This window comes from Nitrospirillum pindoramense (genome assembly GCF_007827955.1).
GTDB classification, from domain to species: Bacteria; Pseudomonadota; Alphaproteobacteria; order Azospirillales; family Azospirillaceae; genus Nitrospirillum; species Nitrospirillum amazonense_B.
Map to the genome: position 1 here is coordinate 60,648 of NZ_VITR01000008.1, position 12,375 is coordinate 73,022.

Consider the following 12,375-nt stretch of genomic DNA (forward strand, 5'->3'; position numbering starts at 1 on the left):
TGGGCGCCTGCCCCGTTGGCAGCAACATACAATATCCATATATATGGATCACAAGATGCCTGCAAGGGATGGAGACATGACGAGCGCTCAGTGGAGGCCTGTTGTCAGCAAGGTGGCCGGACCCGTTTATCTGGCGATTGCCGACGCCATCGCAGCCGACATCGCGTCGGGCCGGCTGTCCGAAGGCACGCGCCTCCCCCCCCAACGCGCTTTGGCGGACCAGCTGGGCATAGACTTCACCACCGTCAGCCGCGCGTATACCGAGGCGCGGCGCCGGGGGCTGGTGGAGGGCCGGGTGGGCCAGGGCACTTATGTCCGATCCCGCGCGCCTCAGCCGGCGCCCGTTTCCCGAGGAGGGGGGCTCGCCGCCACCGGAGGCATGGTGGACATGAGCATGAACCTGCCACCGCGTTTCGACGATGCGGCCCTGTCGGCCGACATGTGGGCTGCGATGGCGGAGCTGGAGGCGTCGGGGGGCCTGGATTTGCTGATGCGCTATCAGGAACCGGGGGGCAGCGTGCGCGACCGTGCCGCCGGTATGGCCTGGCTGGCAACCCGGCTGCCAGACTTGGCGGTGGAACGCACCCTGGTTTGCCCGGGGGCTCAGGGTGCCCTGTTGACCACCCTGAGCGGCGTCGCGGCGTCTGGCGACGTCGTGCTGGCGGAAGGCTTGAGCTATCCCGGTTTCCTCTCGCTCGCCGCCCACTTGCGCCTGCAGCCGATGGCCGTGCTCGGGGACGCGCAAGGCCCGCTGCCTGACTCGTTCGAGGCCCTGTGCGCCGCTCACCGGCCGCGGGCTTTCTACACTTGCCCCACCATCCAAAACCCGACGACCCTGACCATTCCCCAGGGGCGGCGCACGGTCCTGGCCGCCATCGCCCGAACTTACGGCGTCGCCATTATCGAGGACGACGCCTACGGCGCCCTGCCGCGGACACCGGTGCCGCCCTTCGCAGCCCTGGCGCCCGACATCACCTATCATATCGCGGGATTGGCCAAGTGCCTGGCCCCGGCCCTGCGTATTGCCTATCTGGTGACGCCGGATACGCGGGCGGCGGCACGGCTGGCCGGGGCCCTGCGGGCCACGGCCGCCATGGCGTCCCCCCTTACGGCGGCCCTGGCCACGCGTTGGATCATGGGCGGCACGGCGGCCCGCGTGCTTGAAGCGATCCGGGGAGAGACGGCGGCCCGCCAGGCCCTGGCCGCCGAGATCCTGCCGGCCGACGCCATCAGCGCCGACCCGGAAGGATTTCACATTTGGTTGCGTCTCTCGCCGCCCTGGACCCGGGGTGAGTTCGCCGCCCGCCTGCGCACCGTGGGCATCGGCGTCGTGCCGAGCGACGCCTTCGCGCTGGGCACGCCGCCTGAGGCGGTGCGCCTGGGCCTGGGTGCCGCCGCCAGCCGTGACGACCTGGCGCAAAGCCTGCGCATCGTGGCCGACCTGCTAAGCCAGCCCCCGGCCCTATCCTCGCTGGTGGTGTGACGCTCAGACGGCCGCTTCGCCGATATGGATGGCCAGCCAGACGGTGGGCGGGTCCAAGTCGGTGAAGGTCACCCGGTGGCGGGCGTTGGCCGGGATGAACAGGTGGTCGCCGGGCGCCAGGGCCGTTTCCGTGCCGTTCATCTCCACCCGCGCGGCGCCGGCCAGGACCAGCACCCATTCGTCGTGCGCCTGGACGTAAGGCCGGTCGACCGGCGTCACCTGCCCTTGGGACACGATGCGCTCTATGCGACAGCCGGGTCGGCGCAGGATGTCGGTGAAGCATTCCGCGTCCAGGGCCGGGGGCAGGGCGGTCAACAGGTTGCCGGGCATGTCCATCAGGCTTGTTCCCTTTGCGGTGTCGGGCGCCAGGGCAGTCTGGACATCCCGTGCCCGGGAGGCAACCAGTGGGTGCGTCAAGCGCCGCGCCGCCGAGATCCATCACGGCCACCACGCCGGCTGCATTGATCTCGGCGGCTGCCAGACGCTATGCCAGCGACAGCAACCAGCAGACCCAAATCGCGAAGGCCAGACAGGGACCGAAGGGCATGGGGGCAGCCGGATCCAACGGCTTGCCGAGGGCCCTGCTGAAGGCAAACGCCAACAGCCCGCAGGTGGCGCTGAGCAGCAGCACATGGGGCAGGGCCGCCAGCCCTAGCCAGGCGCCGCCGGCGGCCAGCAGCTTGGCATCCCCCCGGCCCATTCCATCGCGCCCGCGCACGGCGCGATAAACCAGATTGAGCGCGACTAAACCACCATACCCGGCCGCAGCCGCCACCGCATGATCGACGGGCATCGTGCCGGCCTGCACCCACGCCAGCGCCAAGCCAGCCGCAACCAGCGGCAAGGTCAAGGCGTCGGGCAGGATCATATGACGCATGTCGATCAGCGCCAGGGCCAGCAGCGTCCACCCCAGGCCCGCGCCCGCCCATAGGGTCAACGGGTCTTCGATCCCCAGCGTCCCCGCGACGCCCACCATGATGGCGGCCGGAAGCAGGGCCGCCAGCTCGATATGCAGATGAAAAGGGGGGATGGGGGCGGCGCAGTGCCGACAGCGGCCCCGGGCCATCAGGAAAGAAACGATGGGGATCAGATCCAACGTTCCCAGGATATGGCCACAGGCATCGCAGCAGGAGCGCGCCCACGCCACGGGCCGGCCGGCCGGTAACCGTTCCACCAGCACGCCAAGAAAGCTGCCGATAATGGGCGCGATAAGGATCAAGGGAAGAAATGTCAGCAAGATCAATGCCTAAGGCCTGGGCTTTGGGTGCCGGACCTCAGGTGGGGGCTGAGGCTGGCAAGCCATCAGCTACCCGGAATCAGCTGCCATGACCATGCCTTAATCATGGTGGCCTGTTTACCCGATGCCGATTCGGGTGGGGCGGGCAAGCCAGCTTTCGCAGGCCGCTGATATTTTTGTACCAATTCGCCGAATTTTTGTTCTTTGCCCGCGAAGAAATAGGCCGCCAGAAACTGTGCTGAAGAGGTATTTGTGGGCAGAGGCTCGGCCATCGCCCCCCTTTCTGGCGGAGTGCTGGAGCGGGAATATTGCTTTTTTCAGTATATTTCTTTTTGCCACTTAACAAAAATTAGTTTTCGCTAACCCCTTATGGGCAGTGTCACCCATACCTAATCGCGCTTCCATCTAAAATGGCCATGCCTTTCGTACTATATTGGTGGCCATTTTAAGAAACATTTCAGCAATTACAAAAAATTGCATGACGCCTGGGTGGATGTAATAGGCCACCGGAAGGCGCGTCTGTGAAATGGCGCCTCTACAAGAGAAGACCGGCGGCTCTCCAGGCGAATGGAGCATAAAAATGGTAATGCGTGCGTTGGGGGCGTTTCTATTCCTGGCCAAGACGCTCATTCTGGCGTCTGTTATTGGCGGCATTCTAGGAATGTCCGTGGCATTCGCGGACAGCGGGGTTCTGCCGCCGTCCAACCGGGTGACCATCAATCTGGGTGAAACGCCCTGGCGCTATCTGAAGGATGGCGATCCCGCCAATGCCATGAGCCCGGCCTATGACGACAGCCCGGCCAACACCAAGGAGGTGTGGTCGTCGGTCGGCGTTCCACAAAGCCCCAGCGACAACGACACCTTCCTGAACATGGAATCCGGTGGTGGCCAGGGACAGCTGACCGGCAACATCACCTGGTATCGAAAGCACTTCTCACTGGACGCGTCATACGCGACACGGAAGCTTTTCGTGGAGTTCGAGGGCGCCCACATGGGCGCCCAGGTTTACATCAACGGCCATTTCATCCAGGGCAACAGCCTGGTGAACCCGAACGCCACCCATGTCGTGGGTTTCGTCCCCTTCATCGTCGACATCACCGACTATGTGAAGTTCGACGGCACGGACAACGTGCTGGCGGTGAAGGTCGCGCGCGGTGACGCCTTTTTCACCAACCCTAACTTCGCGGGCGCGTTCCGCTTCGGTCAGGCGGACAGCGGGCTGTTCCGCCCGGTGTGGATGTACATCACCGACCGCGTGCACATTCCCCGCAACACCTATTCCGTCCTGAACACCTGGGGCACCTATGTCTCCACGGTGGCGGCCAGCGACGCCTCCGCCACCATTCGCGTGCAGACCAACGTCGCCAATGAATACGGCACCGACCAGACGGTGACCTTGAACACCCAGATCGTGGACGCCAGCGGCAATGTCGTCGCCACGGCCCAGGACACCAAGACGGTGGCCGCCAGTCCGCTGCCAGCCACGCCCGCGCGCAACGCGCCGGATGCCGCCCCGCCGCCGGCGATCTTCGACCAGACGCTGACGGTGGAAAACCCCACGCTCTGGTATCCGAACAACAGCCAGTGGGGTAAGCCCTACCTGTACACGGTGGTCCACACCGTCAGCGTCAACGGCGTGGTGGTCGATGCCACGACCACGCCGCTGGGCATCCGCACCATCAGCTGGGACCAGAACTTTCCCATCATCAACGGCCACGCCCATTACCTCTGGGGTGCGTCCGGTCGCTATGACTATCCCGCCCTGGGCTCCGCTGTGCCGGAAGAACAGCAATGGCGCGATGTTGCCCTGCTGGCCAATGCCGGCGGCAGCCTGTACAGGCCCGGCCATTCCGCGCAGGGGCCCGAGTTCCTGGCGGCGGCGGACGCGTATGGCGTGATGATGATCCAGCCCAGCGGCGACGGCGAGAACGGCTTCGCCACGCTTTGCCCTGGCACCACCTACGTCAACGGCTGCACCGCCAACACCCAGGACGTGGAACTGAAGAAGGAAGTGCACCGTGACATGATCGTGCACGACCGCAACAACCCGTCGGTCCTGGCGTGGGAGGCGAACAACGGCGTCACCGACACCACCTTGGCGCAAAGCCTGAAAGCGTTGTCGGAGGTGTGGGACCCCGTTCTGACCCGTGCCCAGTCCGATCGCACGCCCAACCCGGCGAATGGTGACATCCTCGGCTGCTCGGGCGATGGCTGCGATATCGGCGTCAAGACCGCCAACCCCAACGTGCCGGCCTGGGGCTCGGAATACTGGGACAACGGCGTTGGTCGCGACCTTTATGACTACGAACTGCCGTTCGCCGCGCTGTACATGAAGCAGTGGGTGAAGAGCGTGGCGATCAAGTCCTTCGGCATGGCCCATTGGTACCTGGCGGACACCCCGGGTGAGATCGTGACCCAGGTGGACGGCCCCGGTTCGCCCACCGGCGTCGCCAGCGGCCACACCCCGGAATCCATCCGCGGGAATGGCGCGTCCATGATGGATGCCAACCGTCTGCCCCGGCTGCTGTACTACATCTACCAGGCCGCCTGGACGTCCTTCGACACCAAGCCGGTGGTGAAGCTGGCCTATCACTGGAATCGCACGGGCCAGGTGCGGGTGAACGCCTTTTCCAACTGTCCGTCGGTTCGCCTGCTGCTGAATGGCCTGCGGCAGGGCGGCGACATGACCCCGAACCCCGTCACCACCGACGTCAGCGGTGACATGACCCGGAACACCACGCTGCTGCCAACCCAGGCCCATTGGGACGTGATGTGGGCCGCCGGCACGCTCACCGCCCAATGCCTGGACAGCAATGCCCGCGTGGTGACCGATGCCGCCGGCAACCCGGTGCAGGATACCCAGGTGACGGCCGGCGCCCCCGACCACATCCGCCTGACCGTGACCCCGGAACTGGTGCGTCCCAACAACGTCGCCTTCACCGTGCAGGCGAATGGCACCGACGCCGCCTTCATCACCGCCGAGGTGGTCGACGCCAATGGCGTGCGCGTGCCGGACGTGTCGCCGACCTTGACCTTCGCGGTCAGCGGTCCCGGCACCTATCGCGGCGGCGCCGACCACTATGTGACGGCGGGCCAGGGGCAGAGCTATCACGCCCCGGGCGACCCCAACCTGACGGCGGAGGGTGGCATCACCCGCATTGCCGTGCGCGCGCAGTTCACCCCCGGCACGGTGAAGGTCACCGCCACGGCGCCGGGTTTGGGGGCGGGCACCGCCAGCTTCCAGATCATGCCGATCACCGGGCCCACGCTGGGCAGCAACGGCAGCCTGTCCGTGCCTGCGGCCCCCTCCAGCGCGCTGGCCATCGTCACCCAGCCGCAGGATCAGACCGTCACCGTCAGCCAGTCGGCCACCTTCACGGTGCTGACCGCCGGGTCGACGCCCCTGACTTACCAGTGGCAGCGGGGCGGCGTGGCCATTCCCGGCGCGACCGGCTACAGCTACACCACCCCCGTCACCGCGTTGACCGATAACGGCGCCCTCTACAGCGTCGTCGTCAGCAATGCCTCGGGCACCAGCGTGACCTCCAAATCGGCCCTGCTGAGCGTGGTGCCGCCGACGGTGCCCGCCATCGTCGCCCAGCCGCAGCCCCAGACGGTGATCGCCGGCCAGAACGCCGCCTTCAGCGTGACGGCCACCGGCTCGCCCGTGCTGCGCTATCAGTGGTATCGGAACGGGACCGCCATTTCCGGCGCGACCGCGTCCGTTTACAACACGCCCGTCCTGACGTTGGCGGACAACGGCGCCAGCTTCACCGTGGTGGTCACCAACACGGCGGGCACCGTCACCTCGGCCGCCGCCGTCCTCACGGTGGGTGCTGCCAACCCGCCCTCCATCGTCACCGCCCCGGCCAGCCAGGCGGTGTCGGTCAACCAGACGGTGGTGCTGTCGGTTTTGGCCTCCGGCACGGCGCCACTCCACTATCAGTGGATGCATGACGCCGTGGCCGTCGGATCCGATGCCGCCAACTACGTCATCCCGTCGGCGCAGACCGCCGACGCGGGCAGCTATACCGTCACGGTCACCAACGTGGCCGGCAGCGTCACCAGCAACCCCGCCATCCTGTCGGTCAGCGGCAGCAACGGCACCAACCTGGCGGCGGGCAAGGCCTCTTTTGAGAGCAGTGAGCAGAACGCCGGCCTGACGTCGAAGTACGCCTTCGACGGCGACATCACCACGCGGTGGTCGTCGGCGCCGCAGATCGACCCGTCCTGGGTCGGCGTCGATCTGGGAAGCATCCGGACCTTCGACGAGGTCGTGCTGAACTGGGAAAACGCCCACGCCGCTGCCTACCAGATTCAGGTTTCCAACGACGAGGGTGATACCAAGAACTGGACGACGGTGTATCCGACGGACGGCGTCAGCATGGCGGTGGGCAAGGGGGGTACGGAAACCCTGCAATTCCCCAGCACGTCCGCCCGCTATGTGCGGATGTTCGGAACCAAGCGGGCCACCGACTATGGCTACTCCCTGTTTGAGTTCCAGGTGTACGACGTGCCCCAGTGCGGCGCGGCGGCGGAGCGCTACACCCCGCAGCCGGCCAAGTCGGGCACCTACATCTCCCCCATCCCCGGTATCCCCAACGGCCCCTTCGTGCCCACGGTGGTGGACAACGCCAGCGGCCTGACCTGGCAGCAGTACGTCACGACCTATTCCCAGCAGGGGGCGCAGTTCACCCGGCCCGTGGCCGAGCAGTATTGCGCGTCCGTCGGCATGCGCTTGCCCACCCAGGATGAGGTGCTGACCATCGCCGGCAGCAACTATGCGGCCTGCGCCTTCCCCAACCCGTGGAGCACCTGGACCGAGACCAACGTCCCCGGTGAAGCCGACCGCGCCTACTTCGTCTCTTCGGCCGGTCAGTCCTCCTCCCAGATCATTGATAACTCCCCCGGCTGGGCGCTGTGCGTCGCCGGGGCGCCGTTGGCGGCGCCGGTGATCACCGCATCGCCGTCGAACCAGACCGCGCCGCTGGGCGGCACGGCGACCTTCACGGTCACCGTCACGGGGGCCGGCCCCTTCAGCTACCAGTGGCTGGAGAATGGCGTGGGGGTGGGCATCACCACCGTGCCCAGCTTCACCACCGCCCCGCTCAAGGCGAGCGACGACGGCGCATCCTTCAGCGTCATCGTCACCAATGGCGGCGGCAGCGCCACCAGCACCGCGGCCGTCCTGACGCTGGGCCCGGCCACGGGGGGCGGCGCCGGCACGGGCGGGGATGGCAACACCGGCGGCAACACCGGTGGCGGAAACGGGGGTGACGGCAATGGGGGTGGCGGCGCGCCCACCAACCCCCTGACCCCACCCACCAAGTCGCCCGCGTCGGATTTGGCCGCCGGCAAGACCGCGGTCGCCACCAGCGACCAGGGTGATGGCTACCCCGCCTCGTCCGCGGTGGACGGCGACTTGAATTCCCGCTGGTCGTCCGGCCCCACCGACGCGGAATCCATCACCGTCAACCTGGGCTCCGTCATGACTGTCGACCGCGTGGTCCTGCGGTGGGAGGCGGCTTACGGCAGCGCCTACCTGATCCAGACGTCGACCGACAACCAGAACTGGAAGACCGTCTATACCCAGAACAATGGCAAGGGCGGGAACGAGGATCTGCGCTTCACCGCCACCCAGGCCCAGTATGTCCGCATGCAGGGTGTGAAGCGGGCCAGCGGCTTCGGTTACTCGCTGTTTGAGGTCGAGGTCTACAACACCGCCAACACCCCGCAATACACCATCACCGCGACGGCCGGTGCCAATGGCGCCGTCGTCCCCGGCGGATCGGTGCCGGTCTATGCCGGCGCCAACCAGACGTTCGCCTTCCAGCCCGCCGCCGGCTACGCGGCGACCGGGATCGTGGCGGATGGACAAAGCATTGGCCAGGTGGGCAGCTACACCTTCATCAACGTGCAGGCCCCCCACACCGTGGCGGCCACGTTCAGCGTCGCCTCGGCGGGGGTGGACCTGGCCCTGCACCAGAACGCCACGTCGAGCGAGATCGAGGGGGATGGCTATCCCGCCAGCAACGCGGTGGACGGCGACCCGGGCACCCGCTGGTCGTCCAAAGCCGGCCCCACGGCCTGGTTGCAGGTGGATTTGGGCGCCGCCAAGGCATTCAACCGCATCGTCCTGACGTGGGAGAACGCCTACGCGGTCGGCTATCAACTCCAGGTGTCCACAGATAACAAGAACTGGACCACGGTCTACACCCAGGCCGCCGGCCAGGGTGCGATCGAGGACATCTCCTTCCCCGAGGTGACGGCCCAATATGTCCGCCTCAACGCGACGCAGCGGTCCGGCCCCTACGGCTACTCCCTGTGGTCCTTCCAGGTGTTCGATATGCCGACCCCGCCGACGCTGACGGCTCAGCCCGCCAGCGTGACGGCGACGGCCGGGCAGACGGCCCAGTTCACCGTGGCGGCCACCGGCACCGCCCCCTTCACCTACCAGTGGTATGAGAACGGGAAGCTGCTGGCGGTCACCGATACCCCCGCCTTCACCACGGCGGCGTTGGCTATGGCCGACAACGCGGCCGCCATCACCGTGGTCGTCACCAACGTGGCCGGCAGCGTCACCAGCGACGCCGCCACCCTGACGGTGACGCCGCCGCCCGTTACCACCACGCCCGGCGCGGGCTCGGGCGCGGGCACCTTGCCGGCGTCTGGCAACGCCAACCTGGCGCTGGGCATGCCCATGATCGCCAGCGGCGCGGAAAACGACGGCTATTCCGCCGCTAACGCCGGCGACGGCAACCTGGGGTCGCGCTTCTCCTCCAACTTTGACGACCAGGCCTGGATCGCGGTCGATCTGGGCTCGGTCCAGGCGGTGAACCGCGTGGTCCTGCGGTGGGAGAACGCCTACGGCGGCGCCTATCAGATCCAGGCGTCGGCCGATGGCGGCACCTGGAACACGGTTTACAACCAAGCCGACGGCAAGGGTGGGGATGAGGACATCAGCTTCCCCACCGTCCAGGCCCGGTATGTCCGCATGCAGGGTGTGCGGCGCGCCAGCCCGTACGGCTACTCGTTGTGGGAGTTCGAGGTCTACAACACCGCCACCACGCCCAAATTCACCGTGACCGCCACGGCGGGGGCCAATGGCGCGATCAACCCCGGCGGTACCGCCCAGGTGCTGCAGGGGGCCGACCCCACCTTCACCTTCGCGCCGGCTGACGGCTACGCCGTGACGGGTGTCACGGTGGACGGCCAGGACGTTGGACCCAAGACCGTCTATACCTTCACCAACGTGCTGGCCAACCACACCCTGGCTGTGACCTTCGGGCCGCGCTCGGCGGCGGTGGACCTGGCGGCGGGCAAGCTGGCGACCTCCAGCAAGCTGGAAAGCCCGGCCTATCCTGCCGCCAACGCGGTGGATGGCGATCCGGCCACGCGCTGGTCGTCGGATTTCGTCGATCCGTCCTGGATCATGGTCGACCTGGGCAGCGCCCAGACCTTCAACCGCGTGATCCTGACCTGGGAAAACGCCCACGGCGTGGCCTATCAAATCCAGGCGTCCAATGACGGCCAGACCTGGACCACCGCCTACAGCCAGACGGACGGCAAGGGCGGTGTCGAAGACTTGAGCTTCGCCCCCGTCACGGCCCGCTATGTCCGCCTTTACGGAACGCAGCGGTCATCGGCCTACGGCTATTCCCTGTTCAGCTTCCAGGTCTATAACAACCAAGTGGCCCAGCCGCCGGCCATCACCGGCCAGCCGCAGAACCAGACCGTGGCTGCGGGGGGCAGCGCCGCCTTCACCGTGACCGTCAGCGGCACCGGTCCCTTCACCTACCAATGGACCAAGAACGGCGTCGCCATCGCCGGCGCGACCAGCGCCAGCTACAGCACCCCGGCCACGGTGGCCGGTGACGATGGGGCGCGGTTCGCGGTGGTGGTGACTGATGCCCAGGGGGCGACCGTGACCTCGGCCGCCGCCATCCTGACGGTCACCACCGGCGGCTTGCCCTACACCGTTTATCCCGGCTTCGTTGGTGTCGATTTGCAAAACAACACCAACGGCGCCTTCACCGACGACCAGGTCTATGTCGCGGTGATCGGACGCAATCCGGCAACGGGCCAATTCGCTTGGCTGAAGCCGGACGGCACCCTGATGCCGGCCAGCATCACCGACAACGACGCGGCGGGACACCTGACCGCCGGGGGGCAGAACTACAGCAACTACTTCTTCACCCTGGCGCAGGCCAAGACGCTGAAGCTGCCCAAGATGGACTCCGGCCGCGTGTTCGTGGCCTTGGGCGGGCCGCTGTACATCAAGATCCTGGCGGACGCGAACAACCAGGTGGGGTATGCGGGCCCCAATCCGCTCAACGCCACCGACCCGAACATCAACGTCTATTACGATTGGTATGAGTTCACGTACAATGACGCCGGGTTGTGGATCAACACGACCCAGGTGGACCAGTTCGGCCTGCCGCTGCTGCTGGACGTGTACGGTGCCCACAACACCTTCCACAAGCAAACCGGCCTGAACCAGAGCCGCGCCTCGCTCTACAACGCCTACCTGGCGGAAACGCCGGCGGAGTTCCACACGGCCCCGCTGTCGCCCTACCGCATCATGGCGCCCTACAACAGCACCTTCGACACCGGCCAGGCCAACGCCGCCTATTTCGACAGCTACATCACCCAAATCTGGACCTATTACACCACCAACACCCTGACCATAGATCTGTGGGGCGGCAGCCGCCGCTTCGTGGGTCAAGTCCAGGGGGGCCAGATGGTCTTCACCGAGGCCAACCTGGGTAACGGCGCCTATGTCGGCGGCACCTTCGTCATCAACAAGCCGACGACGCAGGATGTGCTGCGGGGGGCCGGGGCCCTGGCCACGGGCAACGCCACCGAACTGGCGCTGGAAGCCCAGCTGTGCGCCGCCTTCAACCGCCACATCATGGACAGCGCGGGGGATTGGGCCACACCGGCGACCTGGTATCAGGCCAGCCCGGCCAACTGGTACGCCAAGTTCTGGCATGACCACAGCGTCGGCGGCCTGGCCTACGGCTTCGCCTACGACGACGTGTCGGACCAAAGCTCCACCATCCAGACCGGCACGCCGGAACATGCGGTGTTCGGCATCGGCTGGTAAGGGGCGGCCCTTAATAAAAGCAGTGAAACGGTGATATCCGGGGGATGGCGGCGCCATCCCCCAAAGCCTTTGCAAGTGGGGAAAGCGAAATGACCGGGATGATGGGACGGATGGCGCGGCGATACCGGGCCGATACCGCGCGGTCGCGGGGGTTCACCCTGCTGGAATTGTTGGTCGTGGTGCTGATCATCGGCCTGCTGGCCTCTTATGTGGGGCCCAAGTATTTCGCGCAGGTCGCCAAGTCGGAGGTGACGACGGCCAAGGCCCAGATCGAGGCCTACGCCAAGGCCGTCGATAATTTCCGCCTGGACATGGGCCGTTTCCCCACGACGGAGGAAGGCCTGGCCGTGCTGATGACCCGGCCTGCCGCCGATGGCGACAAGTGGAACGGGCCTTACCTGCGCAAGGCCATCATCCCCGATCCCTGGGGGCACGCCTACCTGTATCGCGCGCCGGGCGACAAGGGGGAGTTCGCCATCCAGTCATACGGCCGCGACGGCCAGCCGGGCGGCACCGGCCCCGACGCCGACCTCAGCAACGAGTGACGGA

General features: G+C 66.6%; 6 protein-coding genes. 3 read left to right on the forward strand and 3 right to left on the reverse strand.

Annotation, left to right across the window (positions count from 1 at the left end; translation table 11 throughout):
- The first annotated feature begins 76 nt into the window (after positions 1-76).
- Positions 77-1,483 carry an aminotransferase-like domain-containing protein gene (locus FBZ90_RS14725; protein WP_145733321.1) on the forward strand — a complete coding sequence of 469 codons (1,407 nt, stop codon included), beginning with the start codon at positions 77-79 and terminating at the stop codon, positions 1,481-1,483.
- A 3-nt stretch (positions 1,484-1,486) separates the two neighbouring features.
- On the opposite strand, the gene FBZ90_RS14730 is transcribed toward FBZ90_RS14725, so the two are convergent.
- From FBZ90_RS14730 to FBZ90_RS14740, 3 genes are all read right to left on the reverse strand, one after another.
- The gene (locus FBZ90_RS14730) at positions 1,487-1,819 is read right to left on the reverse strand and encodes a cupin domain-containing protein (protein ID WP_246130420.1); all 333 of its coding nucleotides are present in this window, start codon (positions 1,817-1,819) and stop codon (positions 1,487-1,489) included.
- Between the two features lie 148 nt (positions 1,820-1,967).
- Positions 1,968-2,720 (reverse strand): prepilin peptidase, encoded by a 753-nt coding sequence (locus FBZ90_RS14735; RefSeq protein ID WP_246130421.1) that lies wholly within the window; start codon positions 2,718-2,720, stop codon positions 1,968-1,970.
- Between the two features lie 65 nt (positions 2,721-2,785).
- Positions 2,786-2,992: a hypothetical protein gene (locus FBZ90_RS14740; RefSeq protein WP_145733325.1), complete on the reverse strand. Its 207-nt coding sequence runs from the start codon at positions 2,990-2,992 to the stop codon at positions 2,786-2,788.
- 389 nt (positions 2,993-3,381) lie between these two features.
- On the opposite strand from FBZ90_RS14740, the gene FBZ90_RS14745 reads away from it, so the two are divergent.
- Positions 3,382-11,826, forward strand: a complete 8,445-nt coding sequence (locus tag FBZ90_RS14745; RefSeq protein WP_211102049.1) for a discoidin domain-containing protein — start codon at positions 3,382-3,384, stop codon at positions 11,824-11,826.
- 89 nt (positions 11,827-11,915) lie between these two features.
- On the forward strand, positions 11,916-12,371 hold the full coding sequence (gene gspG, locus FBZ90_RS14760) for a type II secretion system major pseudopilin GspG (RefSeq protein WP_246130422.1): 456 nt from the start codon (positions 11,916-11,918) through the stop codon (positions 12,369-12,371).
- The last annotated feature ends 4 nt before the right edge of the window (positions 12,372-12,375 follow it).

Coding starts and splice junctions, on each gene's coding strand:
- gspG (WP_246130422.1), top strand. CDS start 11,916: ATGACCGGGATGATGGGACGGATGGCGCGGCGATACCGGGCCGATACC.
- FBZ90_RS14740 (WP_145733325.1), bottom strand. CDS start 2,992: ATGGCCGAGCCTCTGCCCACAAATACCTCTTCAGCACAGTTTCTGGCG.
- FBZ90_RS14745 (WP_211102049.1), top strand. CDS start 3,382: ATGTCCGTGGCATTCGCGGACAGCGGGGTTCTGCCGCCGTCCAACCGG.
- FBZ90_RS14725 (WP_145733321.1), top strand. CDS start 77: ATGACGAGCGCTCAGTGGAGGCCTGTTGTCAGCAAGGTGGCCGGACCC.
- FBZ90_RS14730 (WP_246130420.1), bottom strand. CDS start 1,819: ATGGACATGCCCGGCAACCTGTTGACCGCCCTGCCCCCGGCCCTGGAC.